Source organism: Bacillus cereus group sp. BfR-BA-01408 (assembly GCF_022663305.1).
Taxonomy (GTDB): domain Bacteria; phylum Bacillota; class Bacilli; order Bacillales; family Bacillaceae_G; genus Bacillus_A; species Bacillus_A pacificus.
The window spans coordinates 38,408-56,155 of record NZ_JAKUFF010000023.1; the positions used below are offsets into that span (position 1 = coordinate 38,408).

Genomic DNA, 17,748 nt, shown 5'->3' on the forward strand with positions numbered 1-17,748 from the left:
TATTTTGAGTTATGATAGATATATTCGAAAAATCGTCGATATAATTTCACTCACCGAGAAAGGTGCATCATTTACCGAGCAAAAAGCCAGATTACCGTCCGCCATAGTCAATCTCCTTCAACTGACACCGCTTATTAAAGAAAGTTTTATATCCAAGCTGCAAGAAGATAATAACAGCAAAAGCGGTACTTCCTGAAATACCGAGTATAATGGCAATTTGATATTGAATGGCTGTAAATGGTGATACACCAGATAAGATTTGACCGGTCATCATGCCCGGTAAGCTTATAATTCCCATTCCGACCATAGAATTGATTGTTGGTAAAATAGCAGAGTCAAAAGCGTCGCGTATGAGCGGAGCAGCGGCTTCTTTCGGTGTGGCACCGAGCATAAGTGCCCCCTCGAGTTGACCTCTTTGCGATTTCATATTGTTTAAGAACGTATTTGCACCGAGAGAAACACCTGTCATCGCGTTCCCAACTAACATTCCGGTAATCGGAACGATATATTGCGGTGCATACCACGGATCGTGTCCGATAATAACAAAGATAAATAGTAGAAGTGGCCCAATTGATCCGGCGACCATGGAAAGAGCGGCTACTCGTTTTAATTCTTTAGACATTGGGATATTAACTCGTTTATAAATATTAAAAATTGCAAAGGTAGTAATAGAAGTAATGAGAGCAATTGTATAAAATGGATTACTGTTTTCAAATACGTATGTAAGGACATAGGCAACGAGTACGAGCTGAATCGTCATACGGAACGTTGCGAGCGCGATTTGTTTTTCGCGAGGTATCCCTTTTAATTTCACGAGCCCGATTAAAATAAGAATAAAAATATATGCAGCGGCAAGTTGCCAAATTTGGAGTTCAATAACGCCCTTCAACTGAGAGCACGTCCTTTCTAGTTGCACCGTTTGCTTTACTAATCTCAATAATATCGTCTGCAATTTCTTCTGGAAGTTGTTGCGAGTGTGTGATGAAGATAACTGTTTTGTTCTTTTCTCTTGCTAGCGTAGTGAATTGCTTCATAACGCGTCGTTCTGTATCGCTATCTAGCGCCGAAGTTGGTTCATCTAATAAATAAACAGGTGGATCCATAAGTACGATACGTGCAAAAGCAAGTCGTTGTTTTTCCCCGCCTGATAATGAATTAGCGTTGTCTTCTAAATTTTTTTCTAAGCTAACAGTCGTTAATGCACTTCGCAAGGCAGCATCATTTAGAAATGGTTTTTCGGAAAGACGAAGTCCCATTAATAGATTGTCTTTAATGGTTCCATCGAAAATAGGTGGCGTTTGCCCAAGCATGACTACGTCACGTCGTAATTGAATAGGGGGATAGTCAGAAATCAATTTTCCGTTATATTCAATTGTTCCAGATGTTGGAGATTGTAGATCATTTAACATACGGAGCAATGTGCTTTTTCCGCTCCCACTCTCACCGATTATACATGTGATTTTTTCTTTTTGAATCTGTAAATAAGGAATGTGCAGTATATCTTTATATGTAACGTCTTTTAATATAAACATAGATGGCTCCTTTCTGATTCTAGTTCTATCGTATCAAAAAAGAGAAGGTAACGGTTATAAAGAGCAACGTTTTTTCTTCGTCTTGATTTCTATTAATAAGTTAAGTAAACGATCTAATTCTTGGCTGAAAGAAATTACTTTATGATGAGTGAATCCATATTGTTCAACGAGATGAATCAACTCTTTCTTCTTCGCTTCTATTCGATCGTTTAGTTTCGTAACGTTCATAAGTGAAATGGAATGCCTCCTGTAAAAGTATTTACAACACAAAAAATAAGACCGAATGAATTCGGCCTTAAAGGAAATAAAACAACTTATAAATAGCATACACTGTTTATTGGTAGTTTTTAATATGAAAATGAAAAATAAATCATGATTCATATTGAGAAAGATGTGTCTGATAATTATATTTTAACGAATAAGAGAGGCTGCCTACTTAGTAGACAGCCTGTAAAGTATTAACCGTTATGATATTTGTACATCCAGAGGATACCGGATTTTAGTAACCTTGGTACACGTCCCATTAATGGTTGGTTTGCTAGCAAACCAAAGCCATGCTTCTTACCAAGAGAGCCGAGAACACCTTTTAATTTAATGACAGGTAGTTCGTCAGGAAGTGGTTCATTATTCCAACGTTTTAATAATATTTGGACAATTTGTTCTCCTTGCCCTTCAGCAAGTTGTGCAGATGGTGCGTGTGGAAGTGCTGCACAATCTCCTACAACATATACGTGCTCGTTATTTGGAATATTGTGATATTTTGTTAAAACAACCCGTCCGCTACCATCTTGTTCAACTGGAAGGTTTCGAACAACTTCATTTGCTTGAATACCAGCTGTCCAGACAATTGCATCACATTCAAGTGGTTCATCGTGGTTGTACACAATATTTGGCTCTACTTTTGTAATGTTAGAGTTTCGTATGATAGTAACTTTATGTTTTACGAACCATTCTTCTACATATCTACTTAATTTCTCTGGATATGGGAATAGAATTCTATCTTTTCGATCAAATAAGTAGATTTTTAAATCAGAACGACTCTCGCGAAGTTCACTTGCAACTTCAACGCCACTTAATCCAGCGCCAACGACAGCTACTGTTGCATTTGGTTCTAGACTATTTAATTGTTCATATGTCTTACGTGTTTGTTCAATCGATTGTAGGCTATGTGTATATTCCTTCGCCCCAGGAACGTTATGGTATTTATCCTCACAGCCAAGTCCAATAATTAAATCATCATATTGGATCGCTTCGCCGCCATCGAGATGAACAGCTTTTTCTTCGAGATCAATATTTGTTACTGTGCCGTATTGAATATTGAGGCGTGGGTGTTCAGGAAACGGTATACGAATATGCGTTTCTGAAATAGTACCCGCAACTAATGCATAATATTCAGTTTTGAAGCAATGATATGGTACTTTGTCGATTAATGTCACTTGTACATCATCTGGAAGTTGGTTGCTTGGAAGTAGCCGCTGCAGAATTCTCATTCCACCGTAGCCGCCACCTAATATTACGAGGTGTTTCATGATGGATTACCCCTTTTCTGTTGAAATATCCCCTAATCATAAAATTTTATATTAATAAAATATTTTGACTTTACTCAATCAAATTATATCGAATTTGTGAACAAATAACAATGCATGAATGAATACTCTGTTGTACAATAAGAAGAAAAGTAGAGTAAACTGTTTTTCTTATTTAGTTACCATTTCATCGCAAGTAGCATGTTATATAGAAGGAATCATCTATTTTGAAGTGAAATAATGAAGTAACTAAATAGTTTAGAAGGTGTAATGAAAACAACAAGAAACAGCTTAGTTTTTTTCTTATAGATGAAGTCAGAAAGTAATTTGTTTTGTAGTACAGGGGGGAGAATTTTGATTAAACCATTAATTGAATTTTGTGTAGGTAACCTTGCAAGTGGTTCACAAGCAGCTTTAGAGAAATTAGAAAAAGATCCGAATTTAGATGTAATGGAGTATGGTTGTTTAGGATATTGTGGCATTTGTTTTGAAGGACCGTTTGCACTTGTAAATGGTGAAGTAGTACAAGGTGCTACAGTAGAAGAACTTGTTAATAATGTATATGAGTATTTGGATGAAAATCCAATGTTTTAAGGTGTTGCAATCGGCAGCACCTTTTTCTTTTTCTATGAGATAAAATCTTCTTTCGCAGGGAGATAATATTGTATATAAATAAAAAAAGGCCCTTTTAGAAGGGCTTTTTTCTTACACAATTTGCGCAAGACTGGCTCATCGCCAAATGTTGTCAAATATGAGAAACGGGGGACATTCATATTGTGTTCTAAAAGCGTGCATTTTATACTTGAAATAACAAATTATTTTTGGAGTGAATACAAATGAGCCAATTTTCTTTTACAAAAATGCATGGTCTTGGCAATAGTTATATATATGTAAATATGTTTGAAGAACAAATTCCTGAAGAAGATTTAGCTCTTGTGGCGGAAAAGGTTTCAAATATTAATACTGGTATTGGAGCAGATGGAATGATTTTAATTTGTCCATCTGACGTAGCGCCGGTGAAAATGCGCATGTTTAATAATGATGGATCAGAAGGAAAGAGCTGTGGTAACGGTTTACGCTGCGTAGCGAAATATGCGTATGAGCATAAACTAGTAGAAGATACAGTTTTCACAATTGAAACGTTAGCTGGCATTGTAACGGCGGAAGTAACGGTAGAAGAAGGGAAAGTTACATTAGCGAAAATCGATATGGGAGCACCTCGTTTAACACGTGCAGAAATACCGATGCTTGGTGAAGGTGAAACACCATTTATTCGTGAAAACTTCTTATACAATAATCATCGTTATGCATTTACAGCTGTTTCAATGGGAAATCCGCATGCAGTTATTTTTGTTGATGATGTAGACCAAGCACCTCTTACAACGCTTGGTCCAGTCCTTGAGACACATGAAATGTTCCCGGAACGAGTAAATGTTGAATTCATCGAAATCTTAAATGAGGAAGAGATGAACTTCCGCGTTTGGGAACGTGGATCTGGTGTAACACAAGCTTGCGGAACAGGGGCGTGTGCTGCAGTTGTAGCCTCTATTTTAAATGGAAAAATGGAACGTGGTAAGGAAATTACAGTTCATTTAGCTGGCGGCGATTTAATGATTGCATGGACAGAAGAAGGCAACGTGTTAATGAAAGGACCAGCGGAAGTAATTTGCCGCGGAGTGTATGAGTACAAGATAGAAGCGTAAAGATGTATAATAGAATGAGAACAGAAAGGATGGTGTATTTCATGATTGAAGTTACAGAACAAGCAGCTTTTCAAATTAAAGATATGTTAAAAGATGCTGAGGATGGAGAGAAGTACGTGCGCCTTGCTGTACACGGCGGCGGATGTAGTGGTCTTTCTTACGGCTTAGGATTTGAAGTAGAACCAAACGAAGACGACACAGTTCTTGAGTTTTTCGGTGTCGAATTTGTTATCGATAAAGAAAGTGCTCCCATTGTTAAAGGAGTAAAAATTGATTATAAACAATCTATGCTTGGCGGCGGATTCACAATCGACAATCCAAACGCAATCGCATCATGCGGATGTGGATCATCTTTCCGTACAGCGACGAATGCTGGTAAGCCAGAAGAGTGCTAAGTTTTTAGCTGAAATAGAAAAAGACCTTTTTAGCGATGGAATGCAATCGTTAAGGAGGTCTTTTCTTTTGGCATAAAAGTCCAAAATGAAACTTATGTAAAAAACTTTCGCTCAAAAGTTAGAAAACAATATATAGTCACTTCATCATTTAGAAATTTCTTTTCACATATTGAAAACGAAACTGCTAAAGTAGCTTTAGGTTGTTCAATTCATTCATTGCTAGTTATTTGAGCTTCTTTTAAAGTTCTCTTTTTTCGAGTTATAATTGAAGGGCAGAAAGAGAGGATATATGCTGGAAAATATTTTTGAATTTATATTGAAGTACATTATAGGTCCTATTCTTAGATTTATAAGATACATTGTGATAGATATTATAATAGAATGCATAATAGAAGGTGTAATAAACGGTATAAGGAAATTACGTGATAAAGCCCATGATAAGTGGCGAAACTGGCGTGAAAGACGTTATTGGCGGTAATCGGTACATAAAAAATTGGTAGTAAAGAGATAGTGGAGAAAAAGCCTTAAGGGAGATGAATGATAAAATTCATCTCCCTTAAGGCTTTTTCTTTTGATATTATGTATACAAACGTATACACTTGTGATTAATAAAATAAACGTATACATTTGTATACAAAGGGGGATTTGAAATGAGAAAAGATAAGTTCATGAAAGAAGGACACCACCGTGGTGAGCGTCATAAAGGGAGAGATGGATCGCATCATCGCGGGCCGAAAACATTTCGACGCGGGAGAGCAATTGCTTTTTTAGAAATGATGAATTTGAAACGAGCGACAATTAAACAACAGTTAAGTGAGCCAGAATTCCAGTCTATTCAGCAAATTTTAATTGGGGAATTAAAAGCAATTGATATGGTTATTAATGAATTTACACAACTATTTGAAATACATGAGAGTGAAACAGAAGAAGCGCCTATGTTAGATGAGAAGGCAGATTTAGAGAAAGGGACTGCATCTGATGAAACAAATTAATCGTTATATTGATTCCGTATTTTGTAGTCAAGATACACTTTTGGATGAAGTGATTGCTTCCATAAAAGAAAACGAAATGCCGCCCATATCGGTATCGCCTTCTTCTGGTAAACTTTTGACGATGTTAGTTTCTATTTCTGGAGCGAAAGATATTTTAGAAATAGGTGCATTAGGTGGGTATAGCGGAATTTGTCTTGCGAAAGGTTTTGGAGAAGGGGGGACGTTAACTTCACTGGAACTAGAAGAAAAATATGCAAAGGTAGCACATAGCAATCTACATAAAGCGGGATTCGGAAAACAAGTGTCATATATGACTGGTGCTGCCTTACAAAGTCTTGAAATATTAGCTACAGGTAATAATCGATTTGATTTTTTCTTTATCGATGCCGATAAGGAGAATTATGAAAATTACTTAACGTACTGCATTAAGCTTGCTAAGCCAGGTGCTTTAATTGTTACAGATAATGTTCTAGCTGGTGGTAGTGTAGCTGATGAAGGTGCGAAACAAAAACGTTATACAGAAGTTATGAAGAAGTTTAATGAAGTAGTAGCAGCTCATCCAAATTTAGAATCTGTACTTATTCCAATTGGTGACGGGATGACGGTTTCTAAAGTGAAGAAATAATTACTATCTTACAAAAGTGTAATGTTCATGTCATGTTTTTGAATTTCTTCTTTAAGCTCTGGGCTTTAAGATAACAATATAAGAAAAACACATGAGGTGAAGGAAATGAAAAGATATATTGCACTTTTTAGTATTTTAGTTGTATTTGCGAGTCTTTTAGTTGGCTGTGATTTAAATCGTATGGGTAAAGATGAGTACTACGTTCAAATTACAGTAGATGGAAAAGAGTATAATGGTAAATCTGATAATGGTGAACCATATAAAGATTACCAATATAAATTAACTGGATTTGATAAAGAAGGTAAAGAAAAAGAATTAGAATTTATGGCACAAAAAAACCTTCGTAAAGAAGCATTCTTACGCGTATACCACTCAGATAAAAAAGGTGTATCAGCTTGGGAAGAAGTGAAGAAAGACGAGCTTCCAGCGAAAGTGAAAGAAAAATTAAATGTGAAATAAGACAGAAAAAAGGAATTGACGAACAGGGTCAATTCCTTTTTATATTCTCAAAATCCTCTTCTGAAATGACTTTCAATCCATGTCTTTTGAATAAAGCGGTTGTTACCCCGTAACCAGTTTGTTTATTTCCGTTAAATTCTCCCGTATAAATTGTAGAACTACCACAAGAGGGACTACGTTCTTTCAAAATAATATATTCTGGTTGTAAATTTTTAATTTGTTCTAGCGCTTTATAAGCGCCACTCACGAAAGATTCCGTGACATCTTCACCGTCTTTTGTCATCACTTTTGCTTTTCCATCCAAAACGTCATCGCCATTCCCGCCGATAATCTCAGCCGAAGGACGAGGCGTCGGTAATCCTCCTAATACTTCAGGACAAATGAGGACTGTATCTTCTTGTTGCAGCAAATCCTCTATTTTTGAAACGAGATTGTCATTTCCATCATACCGACAAGCAATACCACCTAAACAAGCGCTAATTACGATCATATTTTCATCTCCACTAAAAAAATATTAAATAGCACGCCAAATTCCCTTCCTGCCTCTTACTTATAAATGAGGTGATAAAAATGGGCAGCTTATATAACTTAATGAAACCATATAGTGAATTTCGAAGTAAAGAAGAGTTTAATACATATCAAAAACAAGTTTTGAAACATTATCAATTTCAATTAAATAAAACGGATGCTATCATTATTCATTTTTTAGGAAAGTATGCAGTGAATGAGAAACAGAAAACAGTGGGAGTTACTTGTCCGTTAATGGAGACAATTGCTACAAATGTTGGAAAAAGTATTCGTACAGTACGTCGCTCCATTGCAAAGTTAGAGGAATTAGGAATTATAAAGCGTGTTGCAACAAAAGAAAGACATAGGCGAGGCGGATATAGTGCGAACTTATATGTTTTTCTTACATCTGCAATTGACCGCATGGATGACCGTATGAAAATGTCCGCATGTGAAAGTGAGAATGATGCAGCTAGCTGTAGTAAAAATGAGCAAAAAAATGAGGGGGAAACAATTCTTTTTAAAAACTTTCCACAAATAAAAGAGAATAGAAAAGGAACGTACGAGCTTGATGAGACGTATTGCCGTCATGATATACCGAAGCCTTTTATATATGCACTTCTACCGATGACGAGTAATCCGAAGAAGATTAATATATTTTGGAGTAAGGTGGAACTTGCATATAAAAAGAGTGGGTTACTAGAGCGAGGTGTTTTACTGGAGCAAATATTAGCTGATGAAGAAGTGTATGGAAATTTCATTTGGCGCGTGAAAAGTGTTGTGAGAGCTTATAAATACGGGGAAATCCGTAAAAATGTGAAGGCTCTTTTATATAGTACAGTGCGGGATTTATTTTTAGAAGTTGGATTAGAATGGGGAGCAGCCGTGAGAAGAAGTAAGGGGATACCGTTATTTGATCCGTTTAAAAAAGAGCCATGCGTATAACACATGACTCCAAGTAGTTAATCAAACTTCCTTACAACTGGAACACGAATCGCTACAAATAGTACGAAGACGATAACGGCGATTGCACCACTTTTCATAACGGTTACGATTGGAATTCCAATTGCAAGCGCGATGGATGTGAATGCATAAGAAAGCGGGATAAAGCCCATTGATGATAGCATAAGCAAACTCATTACGCGTCCCATCATTTCTTCTTTTACTGTCGATTGAATCATCGCCATAAGTGGAACGATAGCCATTGCGATTGTAATACCATAAAACATGCCAGCTAATAATGCTTGCCATAGTACAGTGCTAAAGTTGATGGATAAGAAGAATACACCAGACAGTAGCATCATGATAATGCAAAATAGACCGCGTCTACGATTAATATTTTTTAAACCGACAATGACAGCACCTATCGCCATACCGCCACCTACAGATGCTTCTAAGTAACTAAACTGAAGCGAGTCACCATGCAGAATATTTTTAACGAAAAGCGGGAAACCGACTTGCATCGGACCGATTAAAAATAAGTTTAGAAAGGCGCTACAAATAAGGAAAGTTGAAAGGAATGGCGATTCCTTTACATATAAAATTCCTTCTTTAATAGAAGTGAACATGCCTTTGTCTGTATTTTGCTGCTCTGGCATCGTAAATTGTATTTTTTGAACGAGTATCGCTGCGATAATGAGTAATAAAATTGTAATTGAGAAAATCGTTTCATAGTTCGTAAATTTGATAAGAATGCCGCCAAGTACAGGGCCTAAGATGACCGATGCTTGGTTTGTCATTTGTGTAAGTGAGTTTGCTTGTGTTAAACGGCTTTTTTCTACAAGTTCAGGCAAGATAGATCCATCAGCTGACCAGAAAAAAGCATCAGCAAGCCCGAAGAATAGAGCGAATAAAGCAAATGTATATAGTGTTACATCACCTACGATAAACCATGTAAGGATGGTTGCGACAAGAATAGCACGAACAATATTAGAATAAAACATAATGTTTTTTTTCGGGAATTTATCAGCTACAGCGCCGCCGATAATCATAAAAATAAGCCTTGGAACACTAAGAGCTACGAAAACAACACCGAGTGATGCCTCAAGGTTTAATGTTTTTGCTATGTACCACGTTTGTGAAAAAGTAAAAAAGGCTAAAGCGAAACTTGAAAAAAGAGTAGCTGCCCAAAGAAAAAGGAAATTCGTATTTTTTAATAACGGTTTTCCGCTTCCTTCTAAAGCAGATTTATTTTGTTGTAGTTCCTCCATATTGCTTCCTTTCTATGCGACAAATTTAAACTAAAAAACTTGTTAACAATCACTTTATCCCGCGTTAACGGGCAGTAAAACTCCCACCTCAAAATTTGGCTCGAGCAAAGAAGTTAGGTGGGAGACTAACTGCCCGTAAACGTCCGATTGGTTCAACTAATACTCAGTGGTGGGGGATGAATCCCCCCCACCACTGAGTATAGTTTCACTTTATACAGTTTCTAATATTTCTATACTGCACTTTCTCATTGTAGACAATTATGCTGGATTTGCACAGTGGCTATTTAACGACAAAAGAGAAGATACCATTTGGTATCTTCTCTTTTGTCGTTTAGGCTAATGCAATATAAATATCCAATTGTGCGTTGTTTGGATCTGTTGCTTTTTCATCGTATAGCTCGAAGTCTATTGTGAAAGCACGTTTGTTTCCTTTTGACCATTTCCAAATATATTCCCAAGCTTCGCAAACGACTTCAGCAACTGGTCCTTTTCTCGTTGTAAATACCGCATACGTAGCGGCAGGTATTGTTAAAGTTGTCATATTTTCAGGAACGTCTTCTAATGAAGAAACGGGCATACCAATTGTGAATTGATATGTACCAGTTTCATCTGATTCGTAGTTTGAGTAAAAAGCGAATGTTTCTTTCGTTTGTTGATTTGGGATGTGATGCATGATTTGTTCGTGGAAGTAGCGATTCCAAAGCCCGGGAATTTTTCCTTCAGTAGATGCCTCTTTTTCATTGGTCGTCGTAATCGAAATGCCGATTGCTTGGAAAGCTTCTTTTTTTACGATAGTAGGTTCTTTCATTTTTAAATATCCCCCTTATTAGATAGAACGTTTGTTCTTATTTATTGTAACATATTTTGGAAGGGAACGATAGCGTAATAAAAAAGAACTCCTTCGCATAAAAGGAGTTCTTTTCATTTCTATATTAAAACATACTAGAGCTATGCATCGGTTGAAGTTTTGCGTTTGGATCGAAGTAAGCTTTTGCATTGTTTACTGCTGTCGGTGCTTCACCGAAGCCGCAAGCAATGAGTTTTACTTTTCCTTCATATGTACAAATGTCACCAGCAGCGTAAATGCCAGGAATATTTGTTTCCATTTTCGAGTTCACGAGAATGCTGTTTTTTTGTATATCTAAGCCCCAGTTTTTTATTGGTCCAAGGGAAGAAACGAAGCCGTAGTTTACGATTACATCATCAACATCGATGATAATTTTTTCTTCCGTTTTTACATGCTGAAGAACGACTTGTTCAATTTTGTCATCACCAATGAGTTCTACTGGAACGTATGGTGTGCTTACTTCTGCACGAGAGTTCATTAAGCTTTCTACGCTATGTTCATGCGCACGGAATTTATCACGACGATGAACGATTGTAACTTTGTCGGCGATTGGCTCTAACATCATTGTCCAATCAACAGCTGAATCGCCGCCGCCAAATACTACGACGCGCTTACCAGCAAATTTATTCATATCATCAACGAAATAATGTAAGTTTTTCTTTTCATACTTTGCTGTTCCTTCTAATTCTAAGCGGCGTGGTTGGAAAGCACCATTGCCAGCAGTAATAATTACTGATTTAGAATAGTGAGTTTGCTTATTTGTAACAAGTTTAAATATACCGTCAGCTTGTTTCTCAAGCGTATCAACAGCTTCTTCTAAACAAACGGTTGGATCAAATTTCTTCATTTGCTCTTTTAAGTTATCAACTAATTCTTGTGCACGCACTTTCGGGAATCCGGCTACATCATAAATATATTTTTCAGGGTAGAGCGCGGATAATTGTCCTCCAAGCTGAGGTAAGCTTTCAATAATTTTTACACTTGCTTGTCTCATACCACCATAAAATGCTGTGAATAGTCCTGTTGGACCACCACCAATAATTGTTATGTCGTAAACTTTTTGATTTTCTGCCACTTTCATTCCCCCTATAGATGGAATTTTGATATTGATTTCATATATTGTTCATATGTACACGAAAATCCTGCAAATGATGACACTTTCAAATAAATGATAGCATATTTGAGTTCATAATACTTCTGAAAACGACTGAATTGTGTGTAAGTTTTCGCATAGATGTTTTTTACATTGTATAAAATATACAGAAAGGAAAATACATGAAAAAAAGGCTGAAAAACCCTTGAAAACGCTATGTTATTTTAAAATATTGATAATTCTCCAGACGCTTGAATTCTGGAATAAAACCGACTAATATAGGGAAGTATTATGTTAAATTTCTATGACAAAATTCGTACGATTTTTTGACTGCGTTTTGTTATGATATAGAATGTGATAAATTCCACATTCTTGACAAATAGAGTTTTTAGTACTTGGTATTATTTTTCATTACTATTATATAAAGAAAAGGGTTGTGATTTGGTGAAGACTCCAAAAATCGTAGTTTTAGGTGCAGGTTATGGCGGGATGATTACGACTGTTCGTCTGCAAAAAGCATTATCTGTAAATGAAGCTGAAATTACGTTAGTAAACAACAACAGCTATCACTACCAAGCGACTTGGTTACACGAGAGCGCAGCTGGTACATTACAAGATGAAAAAATCTGTCTAGATATTCAAGACGTTATTGATACAAATAAAGTGAACTTTGTACAAGATACAGTAGTAGAAATTAAAGCTGCTGAAAAACGCATTATCTTAAAAGACGGCGAGTTAGAATATGACTACTTAGTAATCGGTCTTGGTTTCGAATCAGAAACATTCGGAATTACAGGATTAAAAGAGCATGCATTCTCAATCGCTAACATTAATGCAACTCGTCAAATTCGTGAGCATATGGAAGCTAGCTTCGCTAAATATGCAGATGAAAAGCGCGATGAGTTAGTAACAATCGTTGTTGGTGGTGCTGGATTTACTGGTATCGAGTACGTAGGTGAGCTTGCAAACCGCGTTCCTGAACTTTGTAAACAGTACAATGTACCACGTGAAAAAGCACGTATTATTTGTGTAGAAGCTGCTCCAACAGCACTTCCAGGTTTCGATCCAGCGTTAGTAGAATACGCTGTGAAACAACTTGAGAAAAAAGGTGTAGAATTCCGCATCGGTACAGCAATTAAAGAAGCAACTGAAGAAGGTATTATCGTTGCGAATGGCGATGATACTGAATTAATTAAGTCTGAAACAGTAGTTTGGGCTGCAGGTGTTCGTGGTAACGGTATTGTGGAAGAGTCTGGTTTTGAAGCAATGCGCGGACGTGTAAAAGTTGATGAGTACATGCACGCTCCAGGATACGAAGATGTATTCATGGTTGGTGACGCAGCGTTAATCATTAACGAAGAAATTAACCGTCCATACCCACCAACAGCACAGATCGCAATTCAACAAGGTTACAACATTGCGCACAACTTAACTGTGTTAGTTCGTGGTAAAGGTGAAATGAAGAAATTCGTATTCGACAATAAAGGATCTGTATGTTCTTTAGGTCATGACGATGCAATGGGCGTTGTCATGGGCAAAAAGTTAACAGGTTGGAAAGCTTCCTTCATGAAGAAAGTTATCGATAACCGTTACCTATTCTTATTAGGTGGACCTTTATTAGTTCTTAAAAAAGGTAAATTAAAGTTCTTTTAATATATAGTAGAGAAAGCAGAAACGGCTAAGAGCTGTTTCTGCTTTTTTCATTTTAAAAATATAGTATAATGTATAAAAAGAAAGAATATTCTGTCCGTTCTAATAGAGGAGGGTACTGCATCATGGAGAAGCGAGGAAAAGTATGGTTAGCTGTCAGTGGGCTAGTAGCTACAAAAGATGGCAGGTGGCTATTCGTTAAGAAGAAATACAGTGGATTAAAGGGGAAATGGTCTTTACCGGCTGGATTTGTAAATGAAGGTGAGACCGTTGATGAAGCTGTGAAGCGTGAAGTGTTAGAAGAGACAGGTATTGTCGCTCATGTGAAGGGGATCATTGGTGTTAGATCGGGCGTGATTCGCAATGAGATTAGTGATAATATGATTATTTTCCTTTTGGAGCCTGAAGGGGAAGAGATTATTGTACAGGAGAAGGAATTGTCTGAAGTAGCGTTTCTACATCCGGATACGATTGCGGACGATCCAAATACGTCTGTGCTTATTACATATTTGTTAGAAAGACAATCAGAATTACATCTTGAAATGGACAAAACATTAAATCCAGGAGAGCAATTTGGTTATACAGCCTATCACGTATTTACGGCATGTACGAAGGAGAGGGAGAAAGAGTGAGTATACCAGTACTACTTATTTCAATGATGTTATTTTTTATTTTGTTTTTTGGAATTGGATTTTTACTCAACATGATATTACGAGCGACATGGGTAATGGTTATTGTGTATCCGATTGTTTGTATGCTTATTATTAATAAGGCGAGTGTGTGGGATTATTTTTCAAAGCCAAAAGAAACATTCTCTTCATTTGGGACAAGTGTATCGCATTTAGGACAAGCAGATGTGTTTATTTTATCTACTGGATTGATTGGTGCTGCTTTAGCCGGAATCGTTATTAAGAAACTTCGGAAAAGCGGATATCAAATGTTTTAATCTCCAATGCAATTGGAGATTATTTTTTTGCATATTCTTTCATCGTATAGGGAATGATTAACGATGAAGGAGTGTGGAATATAAAAATGTTAAAACGATATTGTATTCGCATTATGATGACTTGTTTACTTGTATCCGCATTATGCGTAACATGGAATGCTTTCACAGGAGTTTCTTTATTAGAGATTGTAAAGAAATATGAGGGAACGAGTGCAAAAGAAGTACATGCAGCAGAAGTTAAGAGAAATGTTGCTCCGAGTAAAGAAGTGATAAATGCTTTAGAGCAGGCAAATGACTGGTCTAAATATCGTTCAATTGAAATGACTGCAACAGGTTATACATCGGGAATTGAGTCAACTGGTAAGAGGCCAGGACATCCGGAGTATGGTATTACATATTCAGGTGTTAAGGCGAAAAGGGATTTATATTCCACAATCGCAGCGGACTTACGCGTATTCCCGATTGGAACAATTTTATTCATACCAGGTTATGGGTATGGTGTAGTAGCTGATAAGGGCGGTGCAATAAAAGGAAACCGTCTTGATTTGTATTATGATACGGTGAAAGATGTTTATAGCCAATGGGGTAAGAAAAAAGTAAATGTGTATATAGTTAAGCTAGGAAATGGTAAGTTTTCAGAAGAAGAGTTAACGATGTTAAATCAAGACGAAACGATGCAAGTGTTTCGTGGTCAATATTTAAAACAAAGATAGTCTAGTGGTAAGTACGCTAGACTTTTTTTATTTTATATAGGATATAACAGAAGTTAGAATTGTCGCATTTTATCGAAAATAAAGTTATAATAAAGATAGAGTAGAGAAATTTAGGGGGTCTGAACATGTTTCACGTACAAAAAGAATTAGGAAGCCATGAAGCGGTGATTGTTGCCTTATTTGAAGAAGAGAAAACGAGTAGTTTTGTACAAGAACTGGACAAAGCGTTTGAAGGACAATTACAAGTTTTATTAGAAGAGAAAGAACTTTCTACGAAGAAGAAAGCTATTTCAAAAGTACATAGTTTAGGAAAAACAAATGTGAAACGCTATTATTTCGTTGGTTTAGGTAAGAAAGAATCTTATACGACAGAAACATTACGTGCAGCTCTTGGTAAGGCATTTAAAACATTGCAAGCAGCAAAAGTACAAGATGCAGCAATCTTGCTTGATTCTTTCGTAACAGAGAAATTAGACGCGATTGATGTCGCTCATATCGCAGCAGAAGTACAAGGCCTTGGTACATATGAGTTACAAACGTATAAATCAGATAAAAAGGATCGTGTGGAGCTAGAGAAGTTCACGGCTATTACAGCGGAAGATACACAAGAAATTGAAGCTGCATTAACAGTTGGCTACGTACATGGACGTGCAACAAATTCAGCTCGTACACTTGTAAATATGCCGCCAAACGTATTAACAGCGACAAAGCTTGCTGAGTATGCCGTTGAGTTAGCTGAGAAGTATGATATGGATTATAAAGTTCTTGAGAAAGAAGAGATGGAAGAGCTCGGTATGGGTGCGCTACTTGCAGTAAACCAAGGTAGTGTAGAGCCACCAAAAATGATCGCTCTTATTTATAAAGGAAAAGAAGAGTGGACAGATGTTATTGGATTCGTTGGAAAAGGAATCACATACGATACAGGCGGTTATTCTTTAAAACCACGTGAAGGCATGGTCGGTATGAAAGGTGATATGGGCGGTGCGGCTGCTGTATTAGGTGCGATGGAAATTATCGGTGAACTTCGCCCAGAGCAAAATGTGATCGCTGTTATTCCATCAACAGATAACGTTGTAAGTGGTACAGCATTTAAGCCAGACGATGTAATCACATCTATGAGCGGAAAAACAATTGAAGTATTAAATACAGATGCAGAAGGTCGCTTAGCATTAGCTGACGGTATTACGTATGCGAAAAAATTAGGTGCAAACTATCTAATTGATGTTGCGACATTGACAGGTGGTGTAATTGTCGCACTTGGAAATCATACGACAGGTGCAATGACAAACAATGAAGAGTTATTCGAGCAAGTACTAGAGGCATCTATGGAAACAGATGAATCAATTTGGCAATTACCGATTTTTGATCGTGATAAAGAGCGCGTGAGAAACAGTAAGTTTGCTGATTTAAATAACTCACCAGGCCGCGAAGGACATGCGGTTATGGCAGGTACATTCCTAGGTGAATTCGCTGAAGATACACCTTGGGTACACTTAGACATCGCTGGAACATCTGAATCATCAGGAGCGCATGATTTAGGACCAGCTGGAGCGACAGGTGCAATGGTACGTACACTTGCAACGCTTGTTGAACGTTTCGGAGAAGAATAGGATAATAAGAGAAGGCTGTTCCTACATTTTGGAACAGCCTTTTTTATTGATATATGGTGTTACGGCCGATGTAACTTTACTTTATAGAGAAATTGTATATAAAGTCCCGTTTAAAGCGAATGAAGTGCGGCCCGTTTCTTCAGAGACAACTAAAATAAGGGCATCGCTTTTTTCTGATAAGCCAATTGCAGCTCTGTGACGTGTTCCGAGTTCAGGATCAACTTCTGTACTTTTTGTTAATGGAAGAATATTAGCAGCAGAAACAATATGGTTATTTTTAACGAGAACGGCTCCGTCATGAAGAGGGTTCCCTGGATAAAAAATCGATTCGAGCAGTGGTGCGGTTAAATGAGCATGTAATGTTGTTCCAGTTTGAATACAAGATTCAAGTGGCTCGTTTCGTTCCACAACAATAAGAGCACCATGTTTTCTGGCACTTAAATGTTGAACAGCTGTTGTAATGAACTGTGAGCTTTCTGTATAAGGTGATAAATACGCTTGAATATAGTATGTAGCTGCCAGTGTTTGTACATTTGCTAACATATGATGAATATCTTCCATCTTGCACAAAATACATTCATCTTCTTTATCAATTGCCTGCCTCATAATTGATAATTCTTTTTCAGCAATTTCAATCATTTGCTTTGTTTGTATTTTGAGCTCTTCTGACAAGCCCCATTCTTGCATAATCCTCATTCCCTTTAGTGGAGTATTTAATCATAGTGTATACAAATATTCCTAGTAAAATCCTGTTAGATTGTAAAAAATATTGAGATACAGGTTGTTTTTTTCATATAATAAAGGTATGACAAGCGAGAGGGGATAGAGGTATGAACTGGAAACAAGAATTTAGTCGCTGGCTTTCATATGCAGAGTTAGATGCAGAACTAAAAGAACAGTTAGAAAACATGAAGCAAGATGAGAAAAAAATCGAGGACAG

General features: G+C 36.9%; 23 protein-coding genes. 14 read left to right on the forward strand and 9 right to left on the reverse strand.

The window, feature by feature from the left end:
* Window positions 1-91: 91 nt before the first annotated feature.
* From MR083_RS12435 to MR083_RS12450, 4 genes are all read right to left on the reverse strand, one after another.
* Window positions 92-889: an ABC transporter permease gene (locus MR083_RS12435; RefSeq protein ID WP_016718809.1), complete on the reverse strand. Its 798-nt coding sequence runs from the start codon at window positions 887-889 to the stop codon at window positions 92-94.
* Window positions 873-1,532, reverse strand: a complete 660-nt coding sequence (locus MR083_RS12440; protein ID WP_242269389.1) for an ABC transporter ATP-binding protein — start codon at window positions 1,530-1,532, stop codon at window positions 873-875. Before MR083_RS12440 ends, MR083_RS12435 begins: the two co-directional genes overlap by 17 nt.
* 54 nt (window positions 1,533-1,586) lie before the next feature.
* Window positions 1,587-1,760, reverse strand: coding sequence for an aspartyl-phosphate phosphatase Spo0E family protein (locus MR083_RS12445; RefSeq protein WP_001103326.1), 174 nt, complete (start codon window positions 1,758-1,760; stop codon window positions 1,587-1,589).
* Window positions 1,761-1,990: 230 nt separating this feature from the next.
* Window positions 1,991-3,061: an NAD(P)/FAD-dependent oxidoreductase gene (locus MR083_RS12450; protein ID WP_000682074.1), complete on the reverse strand. Its 1,071-nt coding sequence runs from the start codon at window positions 3,059-3,061 to the stop codon at window positions 1,991-1,993.
* A gap of 351 nt (window positions 3,062-3,412) precedes the next feature.
* On the opposite strand from MR083_RS12450, the gene MR083_RS12455 reads away from it, so the two are divergent.
* From MR083_RS12455 to MR083_RS12485, 7 genes are all read left to right on the forward strand, one after another.
* Complete coding sequence (locus MR083_RS12455; protein WP_000595026.1) at window positions 3,413-3,652, forward strand: YuzB family protein; 240 nt, start codon at window positions 3,413-3,415, stop codon at window positions 3,650-3,652.
* Between the two features lie 242 nt (window positions 3,653-3,894).
* Window positions 3,895-4,761 carry a diaminopimelate epimerase gene (gene dapF, locus MR083_RS12460; protein WP_000077382.1) on the forward strand — a complete coding sequence of 289 codons (867 nt, stop codon included), beginning with the start codon at window positions 3,895-3,897 and terminating at the stop codon, window positions 4,759-4,761.
* A gap of 41 nt (window positions 4,762-4,802) precedes the next feature.
* Window positions 4,803-5,156, forward strand: a complete 354-nt coding sequence (locus tag MR083_RS12465) for a HesB/IscA family protein (RefSeq protein WP_000573827.1) — start codon at window positions 4,803-4,805, stop codon at window positions 5,154-5,156.
* Window positions 5,157-5,445: 289 nt separating this feature from the next.
* Window positions 5,446-5,634 (forward strand): hypothetical protein, encoded by a 189-nt coding sequence (locus tag MR083_RS12470; RefSeq protein WP_000892291.1) that lies wholly within the window; start codon window positions 5,446-5,448, stop codon window positions 5,632-5,634.
* A 172-nt stretch (window positions 5,635-5,806) separates the two neighbouring features.
* Window positions 5,807-6,148 (forward strand): hypothetical protein, encoded by a 342-nt coding sequence (locus MR083_RS12475; protein WP_001224264.1) that lies wholly within the window; start codon window positions 5,807-5,809, stop codon window positions 6,146-6,148.
* On the forward strand, window positions 6,135-6,773 hold the full coding sequence (locus MR083_RS12480; protein WP_000809688.1) for an O-methyltransferase: 639 nt from the start codon (window positions 6,135-6,137) through the stop codon (window positions 6,771-6,773). The genes MR083_RS12475 and MR083_RS12480 overlap by 14 nt, the downstream gene beginning before the upstream one ends.
* A 105-nt stretch (window positions 6,774-6,878) precedes the next feature.
* Window positions 6,879-7,232: a YxeA family protein gene (locus tag MR083_RS12485; RefSeq protein ID WP_000833156.1), complete on the forward strand. Its 354-nt coding sequence runs from the start codon at window positions 6,879-6,881 to the stop codon at window positions 7,230-7,232.
* Between the two features lie 28 nt (window positions 7,233-7,260).
* Here the strand turns inward: MR083_RS12485 and MR083_RS12490 are convergent, their stop codons facing one another.
* Window positions 7,261-7,722 (reverse strand): 2-thiouracil desulfurase family protein, encoded by a 462-nt coding sequence (locus MR083_RS12490; RefSeq protein ID WP_000635476.1) that lies wholly within the window; start codon window positions 7,720-7,722, stop codon window positions 7,261-7,263.
* Between the two features lie 80 nt (window positions 7,723-7,802).
* Here MR083_RS12490 and MR083_RS12495 point away from each other — a divergent pair, with 80 nt between their 5' ends.
* Window positions 7,803-8,684, forward strand: a complete 882-nt coding sequence (locus MR083_RS12495; RefSeq protein WP_242269391.1) for a helix-turn-helix domain-containing protein — start codon at window positions 7,803-7,805, stop codon at window positions 8,682-8,684.
* A 17-nt stretch (window positions 8,685-8,701) separates the two neighbouring features.
* Here MR083_RS12495 and MR083_RS12500 read toward each other — a convergent pair whose 3' ends face one another.
* From MR083_RS12500 to MR083_RS12510, 3 genes are all read right to left on the reverse strand, one after another.
* Window positions 8,702-9,949, reverse strand: coding sequence for an MFS transporter (locus MR083_RS12500; protein ID WP_000391919.1), 1,248 nt, complete (start codon window positions 9,947-9,949; stop codon window positions 8,702-8,704).
* Window positions 9,950-10,280: 331 nt separating this feature from the next.
* Entirely contained in the window at window positions 10,281-10,757 is a 477-nt protein-coding gene (locus MR083_RS12505; RefSeq protein ID WP_000662716.1) for a GyrI-like domain-containing protein, read from the reverse strand.
* A 124-nt stretch (window positions 10,758-10,881) separates the two neighbouring features.
* On the reverse strand, window positions 10,882-11,871 hold the full coding sequence (locus MR083_RS12510; protein ID WP_000829779.1) for an NAD(P)/FAD-dependent oxidoreductase: 990 nt from the start codon (window positions 11,869-11,871) through the stop codon (window positions 10,882-10,884).
* 462 nt (window positions 11,872-12,333) lie between these two features.
* Between MR083_RS12510 and MR083_RS12515 the strand changes: the two genes are divergently transcribed.
* The 5 genes from MR083_RS12515 (at window position 12,334) to pepA (ending at window position 16,808) form a co-directional block, all read left to right on the forward strand.
* Window positions 12,334-13,542, forward strand: coding sequence for an NAD(P)/FAD-dependent oxidoreductase (locus MR083_RS12515; protein ID WP_000856615.1), 1,209 nt, complete (start codon window positions 12,334-12,336; stop codon window positions 13,540-13,542).
* 122 nt (window positions 13,543-13,664) lie between these two features.
* Window positions 13,665-14,171 carry an NUDIX hydrolase gene (locus tag MR083_RS12520; protein WP_061183239.1) on the forward strand — a complete coding sequence of 169 codons (507 nt, stop codon included), beginning with the start codon at window positions 13,665-13,667 and terminating at the stop codon, window positions 14,169-14,171.
* Entirely contained in the window at window positions 14,168-14,485 is a 318-nt protein-coding gene (locus MR083_RS12525; protein ID WP_061183240.1) for a YuiB family protein, read from the forward strand. Before MR083_RS12520 ends, MR083_RS12525 begins: the two co-directional genes overlap by 4 nt.
* 86 nt (window positions 14,486-14,571) lie before the next feature.
* Window positions 14,572-15,198 carry a 3D domain-containing protein gene (locus MR083_RS12530; RefSeq protein ID WP_000920108.1) on the forward strand — a complete coding sequence of 209 codons (627 nt, stop codon included), beginning with the start codon at window positions 14,572-14,574 and terminating at the stop codon, window positions 15,196-15,198.
* Window positions 15,199-15,323: 125 nt separating this feature from the next.
* Entirely contained in the window at window positions 15,324-16,808 is a 1,485-nt protein-coding gene (gene pepA / locus MR083_RS12535) for a cytosol aminopeptidase (protein WP_242269393.1), read from the forward strand.
* Between the two features lie 81 nt (window positions 16,809-16,889).
* On the opposite strand, the gene cdaS is transcribed toward pepA, so the two are convergent.
* Entirely contained in the window at window positions 16,890-17,495 is a 606-nt protein-coding gene (cdaS, locus tag MR083_RS12540; RefSeq protein WP_001158738.1) for a sporulation-specific diadenylate cyclase CdaS, read from the reverse strand.
* Between the two features lie 143 nt (window positions 17,496-17,638).
* On the opposite strand from cdaS, the gene MR083_RS12545 reads away from it, so the two are divergent.
* A partial coding sequence (locus tag MR083_RS12545; RefSeq protein WP_242269396.1) for a phosphoglucomutase occupies window positions 17,639-17,748 on the forward strand: 110 nt, incomplete at its 3' end.